Source organism: Mycolicibacter minnesotensis (assembly GCF_010731755.1).
In the GTDB taxonomy this organism is placed as follows: Bacteria; Actinomycetota; Actinomycetes; order Mycobacteriales; family Mycobacteriaceae; genus Mycobacterium; species Mycobacterium minnesotense.
On the sequence record NZ_AP022589.1, the window covers coordinates 2,105,431 to 2,131,560 of the forward strand.

20 protein-coding genes and 1 pseudogene are annotated in these 26,130 nt (G+C 67.2%); 5 read left to right on the forward strand and 16 right to left on the reverse strand.

All coding sequences use genetic code 11. The features are described 5' to 3' along the window. Positions 1–3 precede the first annotated feature (3 nt). From G6N09_RS09745 to G6N09_RS09795, 11 genes and pseudogenes are all read right to left on the reverse strand, one after another. The gene (locus G6N09_RS09745) at positions 4–1,404 is read right to left on the reverse strand and encodes a nitrate/nitrite transporter (RefSeq protein WP_083026574.1); all 1,401 of its coding nucleotides are present in this window, start codon (positions 1,402–1,404) and stop codon (positions 4–6) included. 183 nt (positions 1,405–1,587) lie between these two features. Then, on the reverse strand, positions 1,588–2,280 hold the full coding sequence (locus G6N09_RS09750; protein WP_083026507.1) for a sirohydrochlorin chelatase: 693 nt from the start codon (positions 2,278–2,280) through the stop codon (positions 1,588–1,590). Further along, a pseudogene (locus tag G6N09_RS09755) lies at positions 2,277–2,573 on the reverse strand (winged helix-turn-helix domain-containing protein); the annotation flags it as partial. The gene G6N09_RS09750 and the pseudogene G6N09_RS09755, both read right to left, overlap by 4 nt. A 101-nt stretch (positions 2,574–2,674) precedes the next feature. Next, positions 2,675–4,078, reverse strand: coding sequence for an MFS transporter (locus G6N09_RS09760; RefSeq protein WP_083026508.1), 1,404 nt, complete (start codon positions 4,076–4,078; stop codon positions 2,675–2,677). Between the two features lie 227 nt (positions 4,079–4,305). Beyond that, positions 4,306–5,523 carry a sodium-dependent bicarbonate transport family permease gene (locus G6N09_RS09765; RefSeq protein ID WP_083026579.1) on the reverse strand — a complete coding sequence of 406 codons (1,218 nt, stop codon included), beginning with the start codon at positions 5,521–5,523 and terminating at the stop codon, positions 4,306–4,308. A 442-nt stretch (positions 5,524–5,965) separates the two neighbouring features. After that, complete coding sequence (locus G6N09_RS09770; RefSeq protein ID WP_083026509.1) at positions 5,966–6,511, reverse strand: GNAT family N-acetyltransferase; 546 nt, start codon at positions 6,509–6,511, stop codon at positions 5,966–5,968. 5 nt (positions 6,512–6,516) lie between these two features. Continuing rightward, positions 6,517–7,413: a 5-oxoprolinase/urea amidolyase family protein gene (locus tag G6N09_RS09775; protein ID WP_083026581.1), complete on the reverse strand. Its 897-nt coding sequence runs from the start codon at positions 7,411–7,413 to the stop codon at positions 6,517–6,519. A gap of 5 nt (positions 7,414–7,418) precedes the next feature. After that, entirely contained in the window at positions 7,419–8,078 is a 660-nt protein-coding gene (locus G6N09_RS09780) for a 5-oxoprolinase subunit B family protein (protein WP_083026510.1), read from the reverse strand. 96 nt (positions 8,079–8,174) lie between these two features. Beyond that, positions 8,175–9,122: an ABC transporter substrate-binding protein gene (locus G6N09_RS09785; protein ID WP_083026512.1), complete on the reverse strand. Its 948-nt coding sequence runs from the start codon at positions 9,120–9,122 to the stop codon at positions 8,175–8,177. Positions 9,123–9,141: 19 nt separating this feature from the next. Continuing rightward, positions 9,142–12,744, reverse strand: coding sequence for a hydantoinase B/oxoprolinase family protein (locus G6N09_RS09790; protein ID WP_083026513.1), 3,603 nt, complete (start codon positions 12,742–12,744; stop codon positions 9,142–9,144). 3 nt (positions 12,745–12,747) lie between these two features. Continuing rightward, positions 12,748–13,659, reverse strand: a complete 912-nt coding sequence (locus G6N09_RS09795; RefSeq protein WP_083026583.1) for a type II toxin-antitoxin system RelB family anti-toxin — start codon at positions 13,657–13,659, stop codon at positions 12,748–12,750. Positions 13,660–13,814: 155 nt separating this feature from the next. On the opposite strand from G6N09_RS09795, the gene G6N09_RS09800 reads away from it, so the two are divergent. The 4 genes from G6N09_RS09800 (at position 13,815) to G6N09_RS09815 (ending at position 18,593) form a co-directional block, all read left to right on the forward strand. Beyond that, positions 13,815–15,026, forward strand: coding sequence for an acyl-CoA dehydrogenase family protein (locus tag G6N09_RS09800; protein ID WP_083026514.1), 1,212 nt, complete (start codon positions 13,815–13,817; stop codon positions 15,024–15,026). Then, complete coding sequence (locus tag G6N09_RS09805; protein WP_083026516.1) at positions 15,023–16,054, forward strand: phosphotransferase family protein; 1,032 nt, start codon at positions 15,023–15,025, stop codon at positions 16,052–16,054. The genes G6N09_RS09800 and G6N09_RS09805 overlap by 4 nt, the downstream gene beginning before the upstream one ends. 21 nt (positions 16,055–16,075) lie before the next feature. Next, positions 16,076–16,837: an SDR family NAD(P)-dependent oxidoreductase gene (locus G6N09_RS09810; protein WP_083026517.1), complete on the forward strand. Its 762-nt coding sequence runs from the start codon at positions 16,076–16,078 to the stop codon at positions 16,835–16,837. A 94-nt stretch (positions 16,838–16,931) separates the two neighbouring features. Further along, entirely contained in the window at positions 16,932–18,593 is a 1,662-nt protein-coding gene (locus G6N09_RS09815) for a steroid-22-oyl-CoA synthetase (RefSeq protein WP_083026519.1), read from the forward strand. 2 nt (positions 18,594–18,595) lie between these two features. On the opposite strand, the gene G6N09_RS09820 is transcribed toward G6N09_RS09815, so the two are convergent. Continuing rightward, positions 18,596–19,846: a DNA polymerase domain-containing protein gene (locus tag G6N09_RS09820; protein ID WP_083026521.1), complete on the reverse strand. Its 1,251-nt coding sequence runs from the start codon at positions 19,844–19,846 to the stop codon at positions 18,596–18,598. 67 nt (positions 19,847–19,913) lie between these two features. On the opposite strand from G6N09_RS09820, the gene fadD2 reads away from it, so the two are divergent. Then, entirely contained in the window at positions 19,914–21,584 is a 1,671-nt protein-coding gene (gene fadD2, locus G6N09_RS09825) for a long-chain-fatty-acid--CoA ligase FadD2 (RefSeq protein ID WP_083026523.1), read from the forward strand. Positions 21,585–21,682: 98 nt separating this feature from the next. Here fadD2 and G6N09_RS09830 read toward each other — a convergent pair whose 3' ends face one another. Genes G6N09_RS09830 through G6N09_RS09845 form a run of 4 tightly spaced genes read right to left on the reverse strand, consistent with a single transcriptional unit; the run spans position 21,683 to position 26,052 of the window. Then, positions 21,683–22,192 carry a DinB family protein gene (locus G6N09_RS09830; protein ID WP_083026524.1) on the reverse strand — a complete coding sequence of 170 codons (510 nt, stop codon included), beginning with the start codon at positions 22,190–22,192 and terminating at the stop codon, positions 21,683–21,685. A 26-nt stretch (positions 22,193–22,218) separates the two neighbouring features. After that, positions 22,219–24,417: an acyl-CoA dehydrogenase family protein gene (locus G6N09_RS09835; RefSeq protein WP_083026526.1), complete on the reverse strand. Its 2,199-nt coding sequence runs from the start codon at positions 24,415–24,417 to the stop codon at positions 22,219–22,221. A 34-nt stretch (positions 24,418–24,451) separates the two neighbouring features. After that, positions 24,452–25,408: a 2-hydroxyacid dehydrogenase gene (locus G6N09_RS09840; RefSeq protein ID WP_179959823.1), complete on the reverse strand. Its 957-nt coding sequence runs from the start codon at positions 25,406–25,408 to the stop codon at positions 24,452–24,454. A gap of 2 nt (positions 25,409–25,410) precedes the next feature. Beyond that, the gene (locus G6N09_RS09845; RefSeq protein ID WP_083026528.1) at positions 25,411–26,052 is read right to left on the reverse strand and encodes a TetR/AcrR family transcriptional regulator; all 642 of its coding nucleotides are present in this window, start codon (positions 26,050–26,052) and stop codon (positions 25,411–25,413) included. Between the last annotated feature and the right edge of the window lie 78 nt (positions 26,053–26,130).

Genomic DNA, 26,130 nt, shown 5'->3' on the forward strand with positions numbered 1-26,130 from the left:
ACGTTATGCCGTAGCCATCGCGGCCAGCGCGGGCTTCGCGGGCTGTACGACGTAGATCGGCCGACGCACATATCGCAGCCACGTCAGCGCCCCGGCGACGACGTAACCCACCAGGAAGATGCAGAAAGCCGCAGTGGCCGAGCCGCTGGTCATGTACGACTGGCGCAGCGCCAGGTTGATCCCTACGCCGCCGAGGGCGCCGATGGCACCGGCGAATCCGATCAACGCCCCGGACATGGCGCGCGCCCATTGCCGTCGATCGGTTTCGCGCATGCCCAGGCGGTGACTGCGCGCCTCGAAGACCGAAGGGATCATCTTGTACACCGAGCCGTTGCCGATTCCGGAAACGATGAACAGCGCCACAAAGCCGATCACGTAGCCGACCATGATCGCCCCGGATGTGGGGCCGCTGCGGTTGCCGTCGATGGTGCTCACGGCGACGAGAAGTCCTGAGGCCGCGAACAGGCCGCCGAAGGCCGCCAGCGTGACGCGACTGCCGTCGAGCCGATCCGCCAGGCGGCCGCCGACAATCCGGGACAGTGACCCCAGAAGCGGCCCCAAGAACGCAATCTGGGCCGCGTGCAGGGAAGCCGACGCGGGGCTTTGGCCGCCCCCGACGAAGCTGATCTGCAGCACCTGACCAAACGCGAAGGAGAATCCGATGAACGAGCCGAACGTCCCGATGTAGAGCAGGGCGACGATCCAGGTGTCGAGTTCGGGAAGAATCGACCGCATCGCCGTCAGGTCGGCCTTCTGACCGTCGAGGTTGTCCATGAACAGCGCCGCGCCGATGGCAGCTACCGCGAGCACCACCAGGTAGATCGCACATACCCAGTACGGCTGTCGGTTACCGGCGGTGGCCAGCACCGCCAGGCCGACCAGCTGGATCAGGGGCACACCCAGGTTGCCGCCACCGGCGTTGACCGCCAGCGCCCAACCCTTGAGCCGGTGTGGGTAGAAGGCATTCACGTTGGTCATCGAGGCCGCGAAGTTGCCGCCGCCCAGACCGGTCAGGGCCGCGCACACCAGGTAGGGCCACAGGGGCAGGCCGGGATGCGCCAGCAGGCCCATCATCCCGACGGTGGGAACCAACAGGACCAGCGCCGAGAAGATCGTCCAGTTCCGGCCGCCGAACGCGGCAGTGGCCAGCGAGTAGGGGATGCGCAGCACGCCGCCGGCCAGGGTGGCGGTGGCCGCCAGCAGGAACTTGTCGCCGGCGGTGAAGCCGTAGACCGCTTCAGGCATGAACAGCACCATGACCGACCAGATCGACCAGATCGAGAAACCGGCGTGTTCGGCGATGGTCGACCAGATCAGATTCCGCCGAGCGATCTTGTCGTTACCGGCCGTCCAGGCCACGGTGTCTTCAGGATCCCACCTTGTGATTACGTGTGAACGCGCCATGAAGTCACGGTAGAAATCTTTCGTTACCGCCATGCTGCCCGAAATGACCCGCCCGTGAACTTCTCCTCACGGAGCTGACGTGCCGCAGTGGGGACGGCGTCTACTCACCACGCGTGGAAGGCGCCCCGGGGTAGCCGGTCCGACACGATGCCGGCGCTCCTGCCGGCGGTCGAGGGAGCAGGTTCAGCGCACCGAGACCCGTGGTTGAGCGGTGATGAACCGGTCGGCGACGATACGGGCGATCCCGGGATGGGTGCCCAGTGGCTTGGTCACCAGATCTGCGCCGGCGGCATACAGACGGCGCTGAAACAGGCCGTCGGCCAGTAGGTAAGACGCCACGGCGACACGGCCCGGGCGGCGGCTGCGCAGGCAGGCCACGGCCTCGGCGACGCTGGGTCCGCCGGTTGCTGCGAAAGCCAGTTCGACGGGCGCATCGATCAACGCAGACAGCAGCTCGGTGGCCCGGATCAGGTCATTGCGCGCGGCGGGGTCCGACGATCCCGCTGCCGCGAGAATAACCGAATTACCTGCACGCCAGCCGGATTCAATCAGCCGAGCCGCGACCACTGCGGCAACGCGCGGGTCGGGTCCGAGTGCCGGAGTGAGGGTGACGTCCGGGTGTCCGCTGGCCGCGACGTGAGTGGGTACGTCGACTCGGACGTGATATCCACGTGCCAGAAAGGCGGGCACGAGTATCGCCGGGCGGCCGCTGTCGGCCTCCGCGGCAAGGACCTCCGCCGGACTGGGTCCCAGCACGTCGACGAATGCCACCCTGACCGGCTGCGCCAGCAGCGAACCCACCCGTTCGGCCAGCTCTCCGATCATGACGACACCCTCGGGCGCCCGGGTGCCATGCGCGACCAGCACCGGGGTCATGCGACGCCCTGCTCACTGTCGACCGCCAACCGGTACCCGCGTTTGACCACAGTGGCGACGATCTGGCTGTCGCCGAGCGCAGTTCGTAACCTCAGCACCGCGGATTCCACCGCGTGCGTGCTGGTGCTGCGGCCCGGGAGGGCCCGCAACAGCGTGTCGCGAGCAACCACGTGACCCGGACGCTGCGCGAGCACGCGCAGAGCGGCCAGGCCGGCGGGGGAGACCGGCATCACAATACCGTCGACGAGGACCCGGCTCTCCTCGATCTCGATCCGGTGACCGGCGGCGTTAACGGCGGTACTCATGTACAAGGTGTAGCCCCAGCCGATTTCATCGGTGTTACCGACCGATTTCCGAATAGTTGCTCCATCGGGTCGGTGGCGTCCATCACGCATCACGCCGACACCTTCTCGGGGTCCTGCGCACCAGCGGCCCGATGGGAGCCTCGTGCCAGCGGAGGCCGGCGGACGTACATCACCCATGTCAGTCCCGCAGCCGCGCAGTAGGACGCCAGGAACACCCAGAACGCCGGTGTCTCGCTTCCGAAGCTGGCGTATGCCTGCCGCAGAATCAGGTTGATGGCCACCCCGCCGAGTGCACCGACCGCGGTGGAGAACCCGATCAGTGCACCAGAATGCGAACGGGACCAATGGCGACGTTCCGCTTCAGTGGCAGCCAGTGAGCGGCTTCGGGCCTCGAAGATCGACGGAATCATCTTCAGCACGGACCCGTTTCCCATCCCGGCCAGAACGAACAGCACCATGAAAGCCGCGATGTAGAACACGATCGTCGAGGTAGCAGCGCGACTGTTGTGGTCATCGATGGTGCTGGTGACGACCAGCACCGCAGAGGCCACGATCATGCCGAGGAACACCACCAGGGTTACCCGCCCGCCACCACGGCGGTCGGCCACCCGACCACCGTAGATGCGGGATAGGGCGCCCAATAGGGGCCCCAGAAAAGCGATTCGGGCGGCGTAGAGCGCCGCCTCGGCGGGGCTGTGGCCGGCTTTCTCGAAGGTGGCGTGCAGTACCTGGGCGAAGGCGAAGGCGAATCCGATGAACGAGCCGAAAGCTGCGCAGTACAACGCCGAAACGATCCAGCTGTCGGGGACTGACAGAATCGATCGGATGCCGCCCACCTCTTGCCCGCCGTGGTCGAGGTTGTCCATCCACAGCGCAGAACAGACGCCGATCACGGCCAGCAGTACCAGGTAGATCGCGCACACCAGTTCGGGCTTGGTGTTGCCGACTGTGGCCAGTACCAACAGGCCGACCAGCTGGATGGCGGCGACCCCGAGGTTGCCTATGCCGCCGCACAGCCCGAGGGCGACGCCTTTGAGTCGTTGCGGGTAGAAGGCGTCGACGTTGGCCAGCGCCGCGGCGTAGTTGCCGCCGCCCAATCCGGTCAGCGCCGCGCACACCAGATACATCCAGAGCGGTTGACCGGGATTGATGAGCAACAGCAGCGTCCCCACGGTGGGAATCAGGAGAATCAGCGACGAGAACACCGCCCAGTCTCGGCCGCCGAACTTCGCGTTGGCCCGCACGTACGGAACGCGGGCGCATCCGCCGACCAGAGTGGCGACCGCCGCCAGCAGAAGTTTGTCACCGGCCTTGATGCCGTAGACGGATTCGGGCATGAACAGCACCACCACCGACCATAACGACCAGATGGAGAACGCGACATGCGTGCTGGCGGTGGACCAGATGAGGTTGCGTCGCGCGATCGCGGCATTGCCGGCCTCCCAGGCCGCGCAGTCCTCCGGATCGAAATTGCTGATGTGGCGCTTGGTCATACGGTCTCCTCGGGCTCCGGGACCACCGCTATACGAAGAATCTCGCATCACGATGGACGGAGTGCGAACCTACCGAGCCGATCTGGCAAGCAGCAGAGCAGAACCTGAAAATGAGATGGACCGCCGACGCCGGAGTGGCCGGCGTCACGTATTTAGCCTAGGCGCAGCGCATTTCGCCTGGCTGAGCAGCTCAGCGACGAAGCGTTGCGTTCGGTTGGAAACATCTGTCAGCTGACTGGAAACCAGCCGTCGACTGCCTTCGCGAACTGGAGATACAGCGGAATTCCGATGGTCACGTTGTAGGAGAACGTGAGTCCCAGGGAGGCGGCCAGCGGCACCGTGGGACTGGCCTCGGGTATGGCCGCTCGCTGCACCGCGGGTACCGCGATGTAGGACGCCGCGCCACACAGCACCGCGAACAACACGTAGCTGCCGGTCTCGAAGTGGGTACCGGTAAGCAGGGCATAGATACGGATGATGATGATCCCGCTCATCGCAAACAGATTCGGAGCCAACAGTCCGAACGCGATCAATCCGCGACCAGCGCTGCGCAGATCCTGGAGTTTGCGCGACGCCGTCATTCCCATCTCGAGCAGAAACAGGCACAACATCCCCTGGAATGCCGTCACGAAGACGCGGTCGTCGTCCTCGATGACGGAGGCGCCCTGCAGACGACTGACGAAGCCGATCATGATCCCACCGAACAACAGGAACAGTCCTGGGTTGAGCAGCACTTCTCGCGCCAGTGCTCGCGTGCTCGGTGCCGAAGCCGAAGAGGCTGCCGCAGTATCCGACTCGGTGCCCTCCAGCCTTTCCAGTGAGAGGTCGATCTCGTCTTGAACCCCTTGGGTGTACCGCGTCGAAGCGTTTCCGCCCACCTGGGCGGCCCCGACCAGCTGCCGACTGGCCTGCGCGGTGTAGCCGGGCTCGTCGGCCATGTTGCCCAAAGCGTCCACGCCGCGCTCCCGAATCCGCGCGACCAGGATCAGGGCTACGAGGCAGCCCGGGATCTCCATCACCGCCAGCATCACCGGCATGTACGCGTCGAACGCGATGTCCAACGTGCCGAGCACGCCCACGCAGGTCGCGAATGTGCCGGCCGAGTCCGAGCCGTAGTAACCGGCGACCGTGGCCCGATCGATGCGGCGCATGCGGGTCATCCGCGCAAGCAGGCCGTAGGTGACGAATCCGATAGTCAGGTTGGTCAGGAAACCCAGCACGATGAGCCCCAGAACGCCACCGATCTTCGATGTGTCGAGCGTGGCGAGCTCTTCACCGCCACGCCAGCCGATGGCCACCAGCAAATACAACGTCAGGCCCTGATACAGCACCTGCGGGAACTCGAACTTGATCCGCAGCAGGGGGATGAGGAACCCCATGTAGAAGAAAAGCAGCAGGGGCTTGAACAAGTTGTGGGTGAAGTTGTGCCAGAACTCGTACAGCATGTGGTGTCTCTCCAGGGGTTCTTCGTACAGCGGCCAGGGCAAGCCCGCGACGGTCACACCATAAGTCCCGTTTTGTCGGGCGTCTTGCCGAAGTCGGCCCCTGGAGACGATTGGCAGCAGAGTGGCAGGGAGCCAAAAATTCGGGCCCCGGGCCCACGTCATCGGTGCCCTGGGTGCGGGGGGCCGGTGGAAGATCTGGCGCGATGAACACGCAGCTCATCGCCGCGGCAGCGTTGTCTCTGGGGAGAAGCGAACCGTGCATGTGCAGCTCGCAGCAGGATCCCGGGTGAGCCGACTGCAACATTAAGTTAATGAATAATCGTGCCGGTGGGTAGATCCCACGGGTGATTCTTATGAACGCTCCAATGATGCGACCGGGCTGGACGGTCTGCCGCCCGGCCACTCGGCGTGCACCGCCCGTCCATCGGGCGTTAACCGAGCGCTACCAGACGTGGCCGTCGCGCCAGTCACACGCGAGCGCGGCGCTGGTGTCCAGGTCGATGCCGACCGGCATGACGAACACGGAGCCGTCCGCCTCGGGGGTGCGGGCCGGTCCAGACGGTGACAGTACCGACGTCGCTCCCTGCCACAGCAACCATCCGCGCGCGGTGTACAGGCGGTGGCCGATGTCCGGCGAACTGAGCGCCCCGAGTTCGAAGGCGCCCCGGATCACCTGTTCGCAGGCCTGAAGGACGGCGGTGGCCAGGCCTCGTCCGCGGTGCTCGGTCGCCACCGTGACGGCTTCGACGTAGCCGCAGCGCAGGGATCTACCGCGGTGGAGAAGCTGGCGCCGGATCACCGAACCGTGGGCGATCAGGGTGCCGTGATGCCAGATCAACGCGTGCATGCCGCCGAGCGCGTGCTGCCAGTCGGCGTCGGAGAGGGTGCCGCCGGAGGACTCCGTGACCAATCGCTGCGCGCCGCGACGGGTCTCGTCATCCAGATCGCTGGTATGGATCAGGCGGGCGGTGTGGAGCTGGCCGGACACCCGACCTACCAGGCAGAATGCGGCGCGGGGTGCTGGCGCGGCCGCGACCAGTGCATCCGCACGGTCTGTCCGGGTCTGACCTGGGCCAGCGTGTCGAGGTCGTCATCGACGACGACGCCGATCACCGGGTAGGCGCCGGTCACTGGGTGGTCGGGGCCCAGGATGATCGGGAAGCCGTTCGGCAGGATTTGAATGGCGCCCCGGTCGGTGCCCTCCGCGGGCAACTGCCTTTCCGGCCACCGGTATTCCAGTGGCATTCCCACCAGTCGCATGCCGACTCGGTCGCTGCGGTTGCTCACCAGCCAGTTGGTACGCACCATGATGTCCGGGTCGACGAACCAGTCATCGCGCGGTCCAGGCCTGACCCGCAGCTCGACCACATCGTCGGGGATGGTGGCCACCGGTGCCTGGTCTATCTCGGCATAGTTGCCGGTTCGCTCGCCGACCCGCAGGACGTCGCCGTCGCGCAGCGGCGCGGGGCCGATCTCGCCCATCACGTCGTAACTGCGTGAACCCAGCACCGGTGCGACGTCGATGCCGCCCCGCACCGCCAGGTAGGTGCGCAGGCCTGAACGGGGGGTCCCCAGCGACACGACCTGGCCGCGGCGGATCCGCTGAATGCTGTTGGTGCCGAAGGTGACTCCATCGACCTGAGGATCAGTGTCGGCGCCGGTGACCGCGATGTCGACATCGCCGCCACAGACCCGCGCGGAGAACCCGCCGAAGGCCACTTCGATGGTGGCCCGATCATCGGGGTTGGCGAGCAGCCTGTTGGCCAGCTTGTGGGAACGCCGGTCGGCTGCGCCGGAGGTACTGACGCCGAGGTGTCCGAGGCCGGACCGGCCCAGGTCCTCGACCAGGGCCAGGGGGCCGGTGTGCAGGATCTCGAGGGTGGTGGTCATGGCGATCACGCGGCCCGGAACTGCACTGATAGGCCCGGCGTCAGCAGTGCGGGGTCGGGCCGATCCAGGTCCCATAAGACGGCGTCGGTATGGCCGATGATCTGCCAGCCGCCGGGCCACTCACGCGGATAGATACCGCTGAACTGGCCGGCCAGTGCCACCGAGCCGGCCGGAACCGCGGCCCGCAACTCGGCCCGGCGCGGTACCTGCAGTCGGGGATCCCCGCCGAGCAGATAGGCGAACCCCGGAGTGGAGCCGCCGAACCCGACCAGCCACGGTGCGGCGGTGTGGGCGTTGATGATCTGGGCGACACTGAGGCCGGTGCGCTGAGCCACCTCGGTCAGGTCCGGCCCGTCGTAGACGACGTCGATAATCACGTCCGCGGGGCCGTGTGGGGCGCGGGCCGCGCCGGCGTCGGTGTCGACATGCAGGTGTGTCAGCCGATGCCGGATGCCCGGCAGAAAGCGGGGAGAAGCCACCTTCACCAAAACCGTGTGTGAGGCCGGGACGATGTCGACGACGCCGGGGAAGTCGGCCGAACGCAGCGCCGCAGTCCAGGCCAGAACGTCGCTGGTGGAGTCGAACTGCAGCAGCAAGGCGCTGTCGCCGTAGTCCAGGATCGCGTCGGTCTTGGTGAAACCCGGGAAGTCCAATGCCACGCTCATGCCACGACCGTAGCCCCCAACGGCGTCAAATAGTGACGTAGAACACAATTCTGCGGGGGCTGCCAGAGGGGTCTTACCGAACCTCCAGAGTTGCGCCTAGCCAGTGATCGTGGCGATCAGCGCCGGCAGCTCCCGGGCCACCACCGGATAGCTCAGGGGTGAGGCAAACGCGATGGCGCCTGCCTGCTCCTTCGTGGTGAAGATGCTGCGCGACTCGTAGGCCGCAATCTCGGGGTCGGCCAACAGCGCCGAGCGCTCGTCGTCGCTATCGGTGGTCCAGATCAGCACATCGGCGTTGCCCAGTGTCTGCCCGAGCCGATCACCGTCGATCAGCGGCGCAGCGTCGGCGACAGTCAGCCCCATCTGGGCCAGAAATGCCGTGCGCCAACCGGTGGCGGCGCTCACGGCGCCCCGGTCGAGGCGCCCGGCCAGCAGCAGCACCTTCTTCCCGGCAAACCCGGGGTGCGCGGCGGCAACATCGGTGAACGCGGCATCGACACCGTCGACCAGCGACTGCATCTGCTGACCGCGATGCACCGCTGTACCGATGGCGGCGGCCTGAACCTTCCAGGGTTCGAAGAAGGCTTCACCGCTCGACTGCGGCACGGTCGGTGCTATCGCGGACAGCTTCTGATACGTATCGGCGTCCACGCCGGCATTCGTGGCGATGATCAGATCGGGTTTGAGGTCGGCGATCGGCTTGACTGCGATCCCCTCAGCCAAGGTCAGCACTACCGGCTTGGCGTCCCCGAGCTGGCGCCGTGCCCAGGGCCAGACTCCGAAAGGCTGATCCCCGAACCATTCGGTCACCGCGATCGGGACGACGCCCAGGGCCAACAGGTCGTCCTGCCCGGTGTAGCCGGCACAGACCACCCGGCGTGGGGGCTCCGGGACGGTCGTCTCGCCGAACAGGTGCTTGATGGTGACCGGTCCGGGCGCCGCGTCGTTGCCGGGCTGGTTCGATGAGCAGGATGTCAGCAGTGCGGCGGCACCAGCCGCGCCGCAGAGGCCGAAGAAGCCGCGCCGGCTCCACTGGTCGGACATCGCGTGAGATTAACTCCGATCAGCGGGGCTCGCCATACCCGCCACCGCCCGGAGTTTCGATCACCAGCACGTCCCCGTGGAAAACGTCGACGGAATCGCATCCGGCCAACTCGGTCACGGTGCCGTCGGCGCGTTCCACGCGGTTGCGGCCCAACCCTCCGGGCAGGCCGCCTGCCATCCCGTAGGGCGCAACCCGCCGGTGCCCCGTCAGCACGCTGACCGTCATCTGTTCGAGGAACTCGATTCGCCGCAGCCCGCCATCGCCGCCGCGCCAATGTCCGGTACCGCCACTGCCGTGGCGTATCGAGAACTCGCGCAGTAAGACCGGAAAGCGCATCTCCAGGATCTCGGGGTCGGTGAGCCGCGAATTAGTCATGTGGGTCTGCACCACCGAGGCGCCGTCGAAGCCTTGTCCTGCGCCGGACCCGGAGCCGAGCGTCTCGTAGTACTGGTGGCCGGTGTTGCCGAACGTGACGTTGTTCATGGTTCCCGAGCCTTCGGCCTGCACGCTCAGGGCAGCCAGCAATGCGCCGGTGATGGCTTGGGAGGTCTCGACGTTGCCGGCTACCACCGCGGCCGGGTACGCGGGCGACAACAGCGTCCCGGCCGGGATCCTGATCTGCAGCGGGCGCAGGCAACCGTCATTGATCGGGATGTCGTCGGCCACCAGAGTTCGGAAGACATAGAGCACCGCGGCCGTGGCCACCGAGGACGGCGCATTGAAGTTCGTCGTCAATTGCGTCGACGTTCCCTCGAAGTCGATGACGGCGCTGCGCGCCGCGCGGTCGACGGCGACGCGTACCGCGATGGTTGCGCCGGAGTCCATCTCATAGTGGAACTCGCCGTCGTCGAGGGAATCGATGACACGGCGGACGGCTTCTTCGGCGTTGTCCTGCACGTGGCGCATGTAGGCCTGTACGACCTCCAGGCCGAAATGGGCGATCATGGAATGGATCTCGTCGATGCCCTTGTTGTTGGCGGCGATCTGTGCGCGAAGATCGGCGAGGTTGGTCTCCGGGCTACGCGAGGGATACGTCGCGCCCGCCAGAAGCGCGCGGGTCGCCTCTTCGCGGAATTGCCCGTCGTCGACCAACAGCCAGTTGTCGAACAGCACGCCCTCCTCGACCACGGAGTGGCTGTCTGCCGGCATGGAACCGGGTGTGGTTCCGCCGATCTCGGCGTGGTGACCGCGCGAGGCGACGAAGAACAACACGGGGTCGTCTTCGGTGGCGCAATCGGCGTACACCGGGGTGACGACAGTGATGTCGGGGAGATGCGTGCCGCCGTGGTACGGATCGTTGACCGCATAGACCTGACCGGGCCGCATGGTCGCGGCCCTGCGCGCGATCACTTCCTTGACGGTCGCGCCCATCGAGCCCAGGTGTACCGGGATATGCGGTGCATTGGCCACCAGGTTGCCGTGCGCATCAAACAGCGCGCAGGAGAAGTCCAGCCGTTCGCGGATGTTCACCGACTGGGAGGTGGCCTCCAATCGGGCGCCCATCTGCTCGGCGATCGCCATGAACAGGTTGTTGAAGATCTCCAGCAGCACGGGATCGGCCGCGGTGCCCGCCGCGGCCGCTGCGGTGGTGGCGAGCTGTTGCAGCACCAGCTGTCCGTCGGCGGTCAGCTGAGCCTGCCAGCCCTCATCGACCACCGTGGTGGCGTTGTCCTCGGCGATGATGGCCGGCCCGGTCACCATGTCGGCGAGCGATTCCCGCCGGTACAGCGGTGCATCGCGCCAGGCGCCGCCGCTATACAGGCGCACCATGGCGCCGCTGCGGCCGGACGTGGTGCTGCCGCCTGGCTGGAACAACTCGGGTTGCGCGGTGAGCCCTGTTGCCTCGACGGCGACCGCCTCGGCGATCAGCGGGCGTTCCATCAGAAACGAGTACATGCTGCGGTGGCTGTCCCCGAAAGCCGTCGTCATCGCGGTCAGGTCACCGAGCTCGACGGGGATCGAGGTGTCGGTGCCCGCGTAACGCAGGTGCACGCGCCGGATGATTCGGATTCGCTCGGGCGAGACATCCTGGGCGGCAAGCTCGTTGCGCGCCTGTCGTTCCAGGTCGTCGGCGACGTTGCCTAGTTCGGCGAGGTTCTCGGCCTCCAGCGGTATCTCTGTCGCGCGTTCACGAATCACCGTGGTGTCGGCCAGTCCGATCCCGAGTGCGGAGAGCACCCCCGCCATGGGCGGCACCAGCACCGTGCGGATACCGAGTTCGTCGGCGACCGCGCAGGCGTGCTGCCCCCCGGCTCCGCCGAAGGTGGTCAGGGCGTAGCGGGTGATGTCGTGGCCCTTGGCCACCGAGATCTTCTTGACGGCATTGGCCATGTTCGCCACGGCGATGCGCAGGAATCCCTCGGCCACCTGTTCGGGACTGCGCGCGTCGCCGGTGGCGATGCTGATTTCGTTGGCCAAGGCGGCAAAGGACCGCTCGACGGTCGCGGCATCCAGCGGCTGGTCGCCGGCGTCGCCGAACACGGCCGGGAAGTGGGCGGACTGGATCCGACCGAGCATCACGTTGGCATCGGTGACGGTCAAGGGACCGCCGCGCCGGTAGCAGGCCGGTCCGGGGTTGGCGCCGGCGGACTCCGGGCCCACCCGATACCGACTTCCGTCGAAGTGCAGGATCGAGCCGCCGCCCGCCGCGACCGTATGGATGTGCAGCATCGGTGCCCGCAGCCGCACCCCGGCAACCTCGGTGGTGAACACCCGCTCGTATCCGCCGGTGGCCACGCTGTAGTGCGACACGTCGGTGGAAGTGCCGCCCATGTCGAACCCGATCACCGAGTCGAAGCCGGCCAGCGCCGACATGCGGACCATGCCGACGATCCCGCCGGCGGGCCCGGACAGGATCGCGTCTTTGCCGCGGAAGTGATCTGCGGCCGCCAGGCCGCCGTTGGACTGCATGAACATCAGCCGCACGTCGGTCAGCTGGTCGGCCACCTGCGCCACGTAGCGGCGCAGTACCGGTGACAGGTAGGCGTCGACGACGGCGGTGTCGCCACGGGGAATCAATTTGGGTAGTGGACTGGCCTCGCACGACAGGGAGACCTGGGTGAATCCGATCCGGCGGGCGAGCTCGGCGATCGCCTTCTCATGCGCGGCATTGCGGTAGCTGTGCAGGCACACCACCGCGCACGCGGCGATACCGTCTGCGTGGGCGGCGCGTAGTGGCCCCGCCAATGCCTCCAGGTCGGGTGTCTGCAATACGGTCCCGTCGGCGGTGATGCGTTCGTCGACCTCGATGGTGCGTTCGTAGAGTTGCTCGGGCGCCACGATGTGCCGGTCGAAGATGCGCGGCCGATTCTGATAGGCGATCCGCAGCGCGTCGCCGAAGCCCCGCGTGATGATCAGCAGGGTGCGCTCGCCGGCGCGCTCAAGCAGCGCATTGGTGGCCACCGTGGTGCCCATCCGCACCGAGTCGATCAGCCCGGTCGGAATCGGCGCGGTGTCGTCGAGCTGCAGCAGCGCACGGATTCCGGCCACGGCAGCGTCGCGGTAGTTGCCGGGGTTCTCCGAGAGGAGCTTGTGGGTGAGCAGGTGGCCGTCGGGGTGGCGGGCCACGATGTCGGTGAACGTGCCGCCCCGGTCGATCCAGAACTGCCAGGTAGCCGACACGGGTCACATTCTGCCGTCGATGGGCGGGGGTGGGGAAGCCAGTCCGGGGCTGCGGTGTCCGGTGAGCAGCGCGACCGCGAAATCGGCGTAGGTGCGTGCGGTTTCTTCCGGCGTGGCGGGGCCGTCGGCGTTGAACCATTGCGGCAGCGAGGTGCACATGGTCGTGATGGCGCGTCCGGCGATCCGGCGGTTCAGAATGTCGCCGACGTCGACGGCGCACTCCCATGCGCAACGGTCGATTGCTGCGTCGAGCATGTGTTGCAGGTGATTTCGCGAGTCCGCGATCCGTTGGCGATTCGCGGCGGTAAGGCTGCGCATCTCGCTGGCTCCGATGAACGCCAGCTTCTGGCGGTGGGTGTGGAACAGTGCCAGAGCTTCCACGGCCAGGCGCACCTCATCGAGACCGGACGTGGCTTCGGCGCGGGCGGCGTCGACTCGCCAATGCAGTTCGGTCATCGTCAGGTCGAGGATCGCGACCAGCAGGGTCTGCTTGTCGGGGTAGTGGTGGTAGATCCCGGGAACACTCATACCGGCGCGGGCAGAGATGTCCCGCATGGTGCTGCCGTGATAGCCGGTCTGAACGAAGGCGTCGATGGCCGCCGCCAACACGCCGTCCAGCGCCAGGGGCGGAAAGCGTCTCCAGTCGCGGGGGCCCGCGTCGGCGTCGCCGTCCTGCGCGCGTCGCGGATTGACCGGAGGGCGGGTGACGGTGCCGGCAAGGATCTGGGCCGGCGTCACGCCGAGAGCTCCGGCGCACTCCTGAAGTCGCGACACCGAGATCCCCGTTTTGCCGTTCTCGATCGCGCTCACCGTGGCGGGGCTGACCCGAAGGCACTGTGCGAGGTCTCGGACGGTCAGGCCCCGGGCACGGCGTGCGGCGCGGATCGCGGTGCCGCACTGCTGCGAGCCTGCCACCGTCACCTCCGCTGTTGTTCAGGAATACTGAACTATACCGCAGCGGAATCTGCGCCCCTGAACCGTTTTTTGACGGCAAATGCTCCGTTGTGTCACAGTCCGTAGTGTTCGGGCCGAGTGATCGGTCGGTAAATGCGAGTGGGTGATGGGGTGACATGGCGATCGAGTTGAGCTACTCGCCGGACGTGACGGCGCTGGTCGAGAAGACGCGGGCATTCATCGAAGAAGTGGTACTTCCGGTCGAAGACCGCCACGGTGGCGACATCGCTGCCGCGGGCGGGGACGCCACGGTGCAAGAACTGCAGGCCGCGGCCCGCGACGCGGGCGTGTTCGCGCCGCACGCGCCCGTCGAGTACGGCGGGCTCGGGCTGAACATGTCCGACCGCGCGCCGGTGTTCGAGGCGGCGGGCTACTCCCTGTTCGGGCCGTCAGCGGTCAACATCGCCGCCCCCGACGAGGGCAACGTGCATCTGCTGGCCGAGGTGGCCAGTCCCGATCAGAAGGCTCGTTACCTTGCACCGCTGGCGGCCGGCGAGGTGCGGTCCGCCTTCGCGATGACCGAACCTGCGCCGGGCGCGGGCTCGGATCCGTCGGCACTGGCCACCACCGCCGAACGTCGCTCGGGCGATTGGTACATCAACGGTCGCAAGTGGTACATCACCGGTGCCGACGGTGCCGGATTCTTCATCGTCATGGCCAGGACCTCCGGCGAGGCCGGCCAGCGCGGCGGGGCCACCATGTTTCTGGTACCCGCCGATACCCCGGGCCTGACCGTCGGCCGGCACATCCCCACCCTCGATCGCTCCATGGTGGGCGGGCACTGCGAGGTGTTCTTCGAGGACGTCCGGGTTCCCGACGAGGCGGTGCTGGGCGAGGTGGACCGCGGTTTCGAATACGCCCAGGTCCGGCTGGGGCCCGCGCGGATGACGCACGTCATGCGCTGGCTTGGCGCCGCGCGGCGTGGCCATGACACCGCGCTGTCGCACATCGTGACACGCGAGGCGTTCGGGTCGGCGCTGGGTGATCTGGGCATGATCCAGAACATGGTGGCCGACAACGAGATCGATATCGCGGCCACGCGGTCGCTGCTGGTACGCGCGTGCTGGGAACTGGATCAGGGCGGCAATGCCGGCGATGCGACGTCGATCGCCAAGACTTTCGCCGCCGAGGCCATCTTCCGGATCGTCGACCGCAGTGTGCAGATGTGTGGGGCGCTCGGAGTCACCGAGGACCTGCCACCGGCGCGGCTCTCCCGCGAGGTGCGCCCGTTCCGGGTGTACGACGGCCCCTCGGAGGTGCACCGCTGGGCCATCGCCAAGCGGCGGGTCGGGGCGGCGCGGCGGGCGCGCAAGGACGCCGGTCAGTGACGGTCCAGGCGCTGGACCCGGTTGCCCTGCGGCAGTACCTTGTCGCACAGGATGTTCCGGTTACGGGTGAGCTCACCGTCGAACTGATCGCCGGCGGCCGGTCGAACCTCACCTTCAAAGTCGGCGACGACGTGTCGGCCTGGGTGGTACGCCGCCCGCCGCTCGGCGGGCTCACTCCCTCAGCGCACGATGTGGGCCGCGAGTTCGTCGTCACCGAAAAGCTCTACGGCACGGGAGTTCCGATCGCCCGGCCCGTGGCGTTGGACGCCGAAGGTGTGGTCTGCGGCGCCCCGTTGACCGTGACGGAGTTCGTGACCGGCCGGGTCTACCGGCATAAGGACGACCTGGATTCCCTGACGGACCCGGAATTGGCCGCCAATGCCGCGGCGCTGGTTCGGGTCCTGGTGGATCTTCACGCGGTGGACTATCGCGCCGTCGGGCTCGAATCCTTCGGCAGGCCCGACGGGTTCCTGGAGCGCCAGGTCCGCCTGTGGGCCCGGCAGTGGGACCTGGTCAAGGCCGGCGAGGCCGATGCCGCACTCTCCGTGGACGTGGAGAAACTGGCCGCCGCGCTGAGCGAGAGCATTCCGCAGACGTCGCAGCCCTCGGTGGTGCATGGCGATTTCCGCATCGACAACACCATCTGCGATCCAGAGCACGTGGACCGGATCCGTGCCGTGGTGGACTGGGAGTTGTCCACCCTCGGTGATCCGCTCACCGATATCGCATTGATGTGTGCCTACCGGTCGCCGGCGTTCGACCTGGTATTCGGCCATCCCGCGGCCTGGACCAGCGAGCGTTTGCCATCGGCCGACACCCTGGCCGAGCAGTACGCGCAGCAGTCGGGCCGTGACCTGAGCGGCTGGAGTTTCTACCAGGCGTTGGCGAGCTTCAAAATCGGAGTCATCGCCAAGGGAATCACCCACCGCGCCCAGCACGGTGCCCAGGATGTGCAGAACGCCGATGAAGCGGCGCAGGCCACGCCGGAATTCATCGCCGCGGCTCTAAAAGCGTTGAAGCAGAACTGAAAGTCAGGAAAGGTGAGTCGGGTGAGCGTACTGGACAAGTTCCGCATGGACGGCAGGGTCGTCGTGGTGACCGGGGCATCCTCGGGCCTCGGGGTGTACTTCGCCAAGGCCTTCGCCGAGGCCGGTGCCGACGTGGTGCTGGCGGCGCGGCGCGTGGAGAAGTTGGCGCAGGCGGCTGATCTGGTGGCTGCTGCCGGCCGGGTGGGCCTGCCGGTGGCCACCGACATCGCGGACCCGGCTGCCGCTACGGCCATGGTGGACGCCGCGATGGAGCGGTTCGGCCGAGTCGACGTGCTGATCAACAATGCCGGAATCGGGACGGCGCATCCGGCCACCCGCGAAACCCCGGAACAGTTCCGCGAGGTCATCGACGTCAACCTCAACGGCGCCTACTGGGCAGCGCAGGCCTGCGGACGGGTGATGCAGCCCGGCTCGTCGATCGTCAACATCTCCAGCATTCTCGGCCTGACCACCGCCGGGCTGCCGCAGGCGGCCTACGCAGCCAGCAAAGCAGGGCTCATCGGGCTGACCCGGGATCTGGCCCAGCAGTGGGGCGAGCGTAAGGGGATTCGGGTCAACGCGATCGCGCCGGGCTTCTTCGAATCAGAGATGACCGAGCAGTACCGCCCGGGCTATCTGGAAAGCATCTCCCACCGCATCGTGCTGGGCCGGATGGGCGATCCCGAAGACCTCGCGGCGTCGGTGCTGTGGCTGGCCTCCGATGCCGGCGGCTACGTCACCGGGCAGACCATCGCCGTCGACGGTGGCTTCACGATCAACTGAAGCCGCGGTTCCCATGCCCCGTCCGCGGTAGCCTCGGCGCATGGATCCCGTGCTCCCGCAGCAGTACTTCGATCTGCGTCACGCACCCGACTGAATGCCCACCGATATCGCGGGCATGCTGCTCGATCGCCTTGGCGACCAGCACCCCGGACTGCGAACCCGGCAGCGGGACTGGACCTGGGACGAGGTGGTGCGTGAATCGGCCGCGCGGGCCGCGCTGGCCGCCACGCTGCGCCACGATGGGCCGTTTCACATCGGAGTGCTGCTGGACAATGTTGCGGACTTCGTGTTCTGGCTCGGCGCCGGGGCGCTGGGGGGCGCAGTCATCGTCGGCATCAACCCCACCCGCGGTGACGCCGAGATGGCCGCCGAGATCCGGCACGCGGACTGCCAGCTGATCGTCACCGACGCAACCGGCATGGATCGGCTACGCGGACTGGACCACGGCCTGGACCCCGCGCGCTTCCTGGTCATCGACGACCCCGGCTACCCGGCCTTGGTCGAGCGGCATCGGGTGGAGCCTGCCGCTGCCGCCGGAGTGGACGCAGCATCGCTGCTGCTGTTGCTGTTCACCTCCGGCACCACCGGCGCCTCCAAGGCGGTCAAGTGCAGCCAGGGCCGGCTGGTCCGGATCGCCGAAGCGGCCACCGCCAAATTCGGTCACGTCCGCTCCGACATCGACTACTGCTGCATGCCGCTGTTCCACGGCAACGCGATTATGGCGCTGTGGGCGCCCGCACTGGCCAACGGTGCCACGATCTGTCTGACGCCGAAGTTCTCGGCGTCGCAGTTCCTGCCCGACGTGCGCTACTTCGGCGCAACGTTCTTCACCTACGTGGGCAAGGCCCTGGGCTATCTGCTGGCGACCCCGGAAGGGCCCGACGACGGCGACAACGCCCTGGTTCGCGGCTTCGGCACCGAGGCGTCTCCGCAAGACCAGGCCGAGTTTCTCCGTCGCTTCGGCGCGGTCCTGCATGAGGGCTACGGCTCCAGCGAGGGCGGCAACGCCGCGATACCGGATCCGGCGGCGCCGCCCGGCGCGCTGGGGCGCCCGGCGCATGCGGGCATCGCGATCGTCGATCCGACGACCCGTGCCGAATGCCCCCCGGCGATTCTCGACGAGCACGGCAGGGTGTGTAACGCCGACGACGCGGTGGGTGAGATCGTCGACAAGTCTGGGGCGCGCGACTTCGAGGGCTACTACAAGAACGACGCCGCGGACTCCGAGAAAGTCCGGGACGGGTGGTACTGGACCGGCGACCTCGGCTACTTCGACGAGGCCGGCTTCGTGTACTTCGCCGGCCGCCGCGGCGACTGGATCCGGGTCGACGGCGAGAACACCTCCGCGCTGACTATCGAGCGGGTGCTGCGCCGGCACCCGCTGATCATCAGTGCCGGCGTCTACGCGGTGCCCGACCCCCGCTCCGGCGACCAGGTGATGGGCGCCATCGAGGTCGCCGACCCCGACAGCTTCGACGTGTCGGCCTTCGCCGGGTATCTGGCCGCCCAGCCCGATCTGGGCAGCAAGGGTGTCCCGCGGTTTCTGCGGGTCTCCGCGGGTCTGCCCGTCACCGGTTCGAACAAGGTGCTCAAACGTGAGTTGCAGGCGCAGCGTTGGCACACGTGCGAGCCGGTATACCGCTGGGTCGGACGGGGTGCCCCCGAGTACACCCGCATGACCGATGACGACAAGCGCTGTCTGGACGCCGAATTCACGTCCTACGGCCGGCAGAGCTACTTGCGAGGCGCAGGCTAGCGCTAGGGCTGTGCGCCCGGCCCCTTCTTCTGCGGGCTCCTCCACGGGCTGTAGTCGGCGATCAGATCTTCCTGCGGCGGGCGCTGCGCCTGCGCGACGTGCTGCAGGTTGATCCGCACCCGGTAGTACAGCGAACTCGGACCGCGCATGCCGTCGATCAAGACATCTTCGGGCGCCAGCTGCTGCACTACCGCGGGATGGCTTTGCCGCCAGACCTCCAGGGCGGCCAGCGCCTCATCGCGCGTCTTGGTGCGGGCTATCTCGATCAACGGCAACGGGGACGTGCGCCGGCCGTCGACACTCTTGCGGGCCCCGCGTGGCGCCCGCTCCGCGGGGCCCTGCGCTTGGGCCAGTTCCAACAGCGATTCCAGCCTGCCGGCGGCCGCGTCCATGCCCGCCCACGGATCGCCCAGCTGGGCGTACCGCTGCGGCACGGTGTCCAGCGTGAACGCCGCCGGATCGGCGTCGGCGACTTCCTCCCAATACAGCGGCGTCGAGACCCGAGCATCGGCGGTGGCGCGCACGGAGTAGGCAGAGGCGACAGTGCGGTCCTTGGCGTTCTGGTTGAAGTCCACAAAGACGCCGTGCCGCTCTTCCTTCCACCACCGGCTGGTGGCCAGCTGCGGGGCACGCCGCTCGATCTCGCGGGCCACCGCCTGGGCTGCCAGGCGAACCTGGGCGAACTCCCACTCGGGCGTGATCCGCGCGTAGATGTGCATGCCTCGCGAGCCCGAGGTCTTCGGCCAGGCTGTCAGCCCGTGGTCGGCCAGCACTTCGCGGGCAAGCAGGGTCACCTCGACGATCGCCGACCACCCGACGCCCGGCATCGGATCGAGGTCGACCCGCAACTCATCGGGATGCTCCAGGTCGGCGGCGAGCACCGGATGGGGATTGAGATCCACGCAGCCCAGATTGATCACCCACGCCAGTCCGGCCGCGTCGTCGACCACGACTTCGTGCGCCGAGCGGCCGGAGGCGTAGCGCAGTTCCGCGACCGACACGCAGTCCGGGCGGTTGGTCGGTGCACGCTTCTGAAAGATGGCCTCGGCGCCGATGCCGTCGAGAAAACGCTTGAGGATCATCGGCCGTCCCGCCACGCCCCGCAACGCGCCGTCGGCCACCGACAGGTAGTACCGAATCAGCTCGAGCTTGGTACGTGGGGCGCTGGCTATTCCCCCTGGGAACACCACCTTGTCCGGGTGGGTGACCACCACCCGGTGCGCCGCCACGTCCAGCGACAACCCGCCGGCCATGCGCCCATGTTAATGAGAGGCCACCATCCGCCGCCCGACGGCGATCTGCGTCACATAAGGTTGTCTCATGGCTAAGCTCACTGACCTGCCCAGCCAGGCCGTAACCAAGCTCGGTCGCTATCTCGAACGCGGTGGCGCCGAGTTGCACTATTTGCGCAAGATCCTGCAGTCGGGCGCCCTGAAGCTGGAGTCCCCACGGTTCATCGCCAGTGCGCTGGCCGATGGGGCGCGCTGGGGCGAGCTCGGGATGATTCCCGCGCTCAATGCCCGCCGGAACCCGAACGGCCTCGCCGTCATCGACGACGACGGCAGCATCACGTTCAAAGAACTCGACGACGCCGTCAACGCGGTGGCCAACGGCCTGCTTGCGATGGGTGTGCGCGGTGGTGACGGGGTGGCGATCCTGGCCCGCAACCATCGCTGGTTCCTGATCGCCAACTACGGCTGTGCCCGGGTCGGTGCCCGGCTGATCCTGCTGAACAGCGAATTCTCCGGCCCGCAGATCAAGGACGTCTCCGAACGTGAAGGCGCCAAACTGATCATCTACGACGACGAGTACACCGCCGCCGTTGCGCAGGCCGAGCCCACGCTGGGCAAGTTGCGGGCACTCGGTGTCAATCCGGACACCGATGAGCCGTCGGGCAGCGCCGACGAGACGCTGGCACAGCTGATCGCGCGCAGCAGCAAGGCGCCGGCACCCAAGATCACCAAGCCCGCCTCGATCATCATCCTGACATCGGGCACCACCGGTACCCCCAAGGGCGCCAACCGCAGTACGCCGCCCACGCTGGCGCCTATCGGCGGCATCTTGTCGCACGTCCCGTTCCGGGCCGGTGAGGTGACATCGCTGCCCTCGCCGATGTTCCACGCACTGGGATACCTGCATGGCACCTTGGCGATGTTCTTCGGCTCGACCTTGGTGCTGCGGCGTCGCTTCAAGCCGGCCACCGTGCTCGAAGACCTGGAGAAGTACAAGGTGACGGGCATGGTCGTCGTCCCGGTCATGTTGTCGCGGATCCTCGACCAGCTGGAGAAGACCAGCCCCAAGCCGGACCTGTCCGCGCTGCGGATCGTGTTCGTCTCCGGGTCGCAGCTCGGTGCCGAACTGGCGTCGCGGGCCTTGAAGGATCTGGGGCCGGTCATCTACAACATGTACGGCTCCACCGAGGTCGCCTTCGCCACCATCGCCGGGCCCGCCGACCTCCAGCACAACGCTGCAACCGTGGGACCGGTGGTCAAGGGCGTCAAGGTCAGGATCCTCGACGACAACGGCAACGAAGTGCCGCGAGGCGAGGTCGGTCGGATCTTCGTCGGCAACTTCTTCCCGTTCGAGGGCTACACCGGTGGCGGAGGCAAGCAGATCATCGACGGTCTGTTGTCATCCGGCGACGTCGGTTACTTCGACGAGCGTGGGCTGCTCTATGTCAGTGGCCGCGACGACGAGATGATCGTCTCCGGCGGCGAGAACGTCTTCCCCGCCGAAGTCGAGGACCTGATCAGCGGACACCCCGAGGTGATCGAGGCGACCGCATTGGGCGTCGACGACAAAGAGTGGGGTGCACGCCTGCGGGCCTTCGTGGTGCGCAAAGAAGGTTCCAGCGTCGACGAGGACACCATCAAGGTCTACGTCAAGGAACACTTGGCCCGCTACAAGGTGCCGCGGGAAGTGGTGTTCCTCGACGAGCTGCCGCGTAACCCCACCGGCAAGATCCTCAAGCGCGAACTGCGCGACCTGTAGTCATCAGCACCGAGATTGCTTCTAGGGTCGTGCGCCCGACGGATTCACAACCCTAGAAGCAATCTCAACGCCGTCGTGGGCGACCATCGCCGATTGCCTCAGTCGAAACCCGTTGCGCCGTCGAGTTGTTCGCGCAGGATATCGATCTGGCCGCAGTGCCGGGCGGTCTCTTCGAGCATGTGGATGTAGATCCAGCGCAGTGCCACACGACCGAGGCGTCGGTGCGCCACGGTGTGGTCGAGCGGATATGCCGCGGCGATCTGCCGGGACCGCTCGCACTGCCGGCGGTACTCGGCCACTAACGCCGGCAGCGAATCGCCCTCGGAGAGATCGAATTCCACAGCCCGATCGTGTGGGCGGCGGTTGTCATCGAGCTGGCCCTGCAACAGCTGCTCGAACCAGCCGAATTCCGCCCAGCGCAGGTGCTTGACCAATCCCCCCACCGTGGTCGGTGACGACACCAGGTGCCGGCGGGCGTCGGCCTCCGAGAGTCCGGATACTTTGTGCACCACGATGTCGCGGTAGTCGTCTAAGAACGCCTCGAGAGTCTCGCGTTCTGAAGACCCGACCAGGCCACGACGACCCGGGGGCAAAGGCGCATCGGTCACCGTGTCAACGGTAGTGCGCAATCCCGCTAGGGATCCCGGGGCAGGCCCAAGAGCCGCTCGGCGATGATGTTGAGCTGGACCTCTGAGGTGCCGCCATAGATGGTGGTGGCGCGGCTCATCAGCAGGTACTCGGCCCACCTGCCGGGCAGCTGCTCGCGATCGCCGATCGCGGCGTCACCGGCGAATGTGCCCACCGCGAACTCCGCATAACCCTGGCCGGTACGCATTGAGAGCAGCTTGGACACCGCTGCCGCAGGCATCGGGTCCTTGCCGGCCAAGGTCAGCAGCGTAGAGCGCAGATTGAGCAGTTTTGCCGCGTGCCCCTCTGCGATCAGCTGACCGGCCCGCCGCTGCTCGCCATGATCGAACTGGCCGTCGCGGATGAACTCCACGAACCCGTCGAGGCTGGCCAGGAACGGCATCTCGCTGCCGCCGATCGACACCCGCTCCGCGGTCAGCGTGTTGCGGCTGACCTCCCAGCCCCGGTTCACCTCGCCGAGGACCAATTCGTCCGGCACGAACACGTCGTCGATGAACACGGTGTTGAACATCGCGCCGCCGGTGAGTTCCCGCAGCGGGCTGACGGTCACGCCCTCGGCCTTCATGTCCAACAGGAAGTAGGTGATGCCGTCGTGCTTGGGCGCCGAGGAGTCGGTTCGGGCCAGCAGGGCACCCCACTGCGAGAACTGTGCGGCCGACGTCCAGATCTTCTGGCCGCTGATCCGCCAGCCGCCGTCGACTTTGGTGGCCTTGGTGGTCAGGCTGGCCAGGTCTGAACCCGCGCCGGGCTCGGAGAACAGCTGGCACCACACCAGTTCCCCGCGGAAAGTCGGCGGCAGGAACCGTTGCTTCTGCTCGTCGGTGCCGAACGCCACGATCGACGGCATGAGCCACGCGGCGATGCCCAGCGCCTGACGCCGCACCCGGCCGGACGAGAACTCCTGCTCGATGATGATCTGCTCGATCGGTTCGGCGGCGCGCCCCCAGGGCTTGGGCAGGTAGGGCAGTACCCAGCCGCCCTCGGCGATCGCGACCGTGCGCTCGTCCTGCGCCATGGCTTTGAGCGCGGCGACCTCGGCCCTGATCTCGGCACGCAACTTCTCGGTGTCGGGGTCCAGGTCGATGTCGATCTTGCGCATGCCGCCGGCGGCGGCGGTGTCGACCACCTGCTGCGGGTGTGCCGAACGGGTGCCGAAGGACGCCGCCAGGATCAGTGCCCGCCGGTAGTACACGCCCGCGTCGTGCTCCCAGGTGAAGCCGATTCCGCCATGCACCTGAATGCAGTCCTGCGTGCAGTGCTGTGCGGCGCTGGGCGCCAAGGTGGCAGCCACCGCGGTAGCGAACTGCACGGTCGAACCCGCTGCCTCCCATCCGTTCTGGTCGGCCTCGTCGATAGCGCGGGCGGCGTCCCATACCGCGGCGGTGGCCCGCTCGGTGTCGGCGATCATCTCCGCGCACTTGTGCTTGATGGCCTGGAACTGGCCGATGGGTCGACCGAACTGCTCCCGGATCTTGGCGTATTCGGCCGCGGTGTCGGTGGCCCACCGGGCCACGCCGATGGCCTCAGCGGACAGCAGCGTCGAGATCAGCGCCTGCGCGCGTTCGCCCGACAAGCTGCCCAACACCGCCGAGCTGTTCACCTCGACGCCGTCGGCGCGCACCTGCGCGATGGGCCGCAGCGGGTCCACGCTCGCCACCGGCTCGATCTCGAGCTGGTCGGCGCGCAGCAGCACCCAGGTGGTGGCCTCTTCGAGCGCCACCGGCAGCACCAGCAAGGACGCCTGAGCGGCGGCGGCCACGGCGCGAGCCTCGCCGCGGACTACCAAACCCGTCCCACCGGCGGTGGCGGTGAGGCCCGGGTTGACCGTGTAGGTGGCGATCACCTCGCCACTGGCCAGCCCGATCAGCTCAGCGGCCGTGGGGTTGTTGGCGGCGATCAGGGCGCTGGCGATGGCCGACGGTACGAAGGGTCCCGGTACTGCGCCGTAGCCGAACTCGGCCAGCACCACCGCCAGCTCCAGGATTCCGAATCCCTGTCCGCCGACGTCCTCGGCCAGGTGCAGACCTGTCAGTCCCTGCTCGGCCGCGGCTCGCCAGAACGACGGTGGGTTCTCGATCGGAGCGTCCATGGCCGCGTGCAGCAGCTCGGAGGGCACGGCGCGTGTCAGCAGGGCCCGCACGGAATCGGCGAGGTCCTGGTGCTCGGAGTTGATCGCTATCGGCATGGGAGACGCCTTTCGGTGGGTACGTCAGCTGAATCTAACAACCAGTCGGTTGGTTGACCACGTGGGTCAGGGGCAGTCCGTCGCGGAGCCGGCGGCAGTTGTCGACGGCCACAGTCAGGTAGCGCCGCATGGTGTCGGCGGTGTACCAGCTCACATGCGGGGTGAGCACCACGTTGTCCAGCCCGAGCAGGGGGTTGTCGGCGGTCACCGGCTCAACGGCGAAGACGTCCAGGCCCGCGCCGGCCAGCCGCCCCCGGCCCAACGCCTCGGCCAGCGCGGCCTCATCGACGATCGGCCCACGAGAGGTGTTGACCAGCACCGCGTCGGACTTCATCTGCGCCAGGGCCGCGTGGTCGATCAACCCCTCGGTAGTAGCGGTCAGCGGAACGTGCAGCGAGACGATGTCGGCTGCCGCCAGGAGCTCCGGTAAGGGGCGCCAGCCCGGCGTGCCGTCGTCGCGGGTACTGGTGTGCAGCACCTGGGCGCCCATGGCGGCCACGATCTGGGCCACCCGCTGCGCGATGCTGCCGAAGCCGACCAGGCCCACGGTGGAGCCGCCGATGTCCCGGCAGCGTTCACCGAGATCGGGATCGGTGGGCCAGCCGCGAATCTGTCGGGTCGCCCGATCCAGTGGCAACAGCTGCCGCAGCACGGCGAGCATCAGCATCACAGTGCCCTCGGCGACTGAGGCGGCGTTGGCGCCGGGCATATTGGCCACTGCGATCCCACGCTGTGTTGCGACATCGACGTCGATGGTGTTGATGCCCACCCCGAACTTGTGCACCAGCCGCAGCGCCGGACCGCTTCGCAGGTCGTCGCCCGAGAGCGGGCGCAGGATGTGCCAGAGCACCTCTGCGTCAGCCAGCTCACGATGTAGCGTTGCGTCATCGTCAGCGGCGCACCATCGGATGTCTAGCCAATCCGATTCGGGTGCAACGAATTCGAGCACCTTCGGACCGGGGATGAAGTGCGCCAGGACTTTCAGCGTCATGCTCAGGAGCTCTCCTCGGTGTAGATGGCCCGGTAGAAGACGTTGGCCAGCGTGCGAATACACGTTGCGTCGTCGGGGTCGGCGCCATGCCGGGGCGTGGCCAGCTGGATATAGCAGAACTGGTTGAGCATCGACACGATCGCCACGGCCAGCAACTCCGGGTCGTCATCGGTGCAGAAACCCTCCGACTGCGCGCGCTTCACCGTCTCGGTGATGTGACCGACAGGCACCGCACAGATCTCTGCCCAGTAGCGGGCGAAGTCGTCATTGACCATCGCCAGCTGGGAGACACCCACCATTTCGGCCAATCGATTGCGGTAGGTGTGCCAATGTGCGGCCGTGGCCTGTTCGATCCGTTCCCGATTGGTCAGGCCGTGTCGTGTGACGTTCGAGGCCCGCTCGCCGGCCTCGTCGCGAAAACGCAATGCCCACTCCCGGACCATCGCCTCTTTGGAGTCGTAGTAGTTGTAGAACGATGCCGCTGAGCGTCCCGCCTCGGTCGTGATGTCGGCGATGGTGGTTGCCAGAACTCCCTTGCGGGCGATCACTGCCCGCGCGGCCGCGTCGATCGCAGCCTGAGTGCGCCGGCCCCGGTGGGTGGGCAGCGGTGCCCGCCGGACGGGTTGTTCGGAGGATTTCGGCACCGAATCGGACTTCCTGTCTCAGTGGGCCTGGATCAGATCTAAATCTGATGTTAGATTCAGTTTCAGATCTTGACCAGA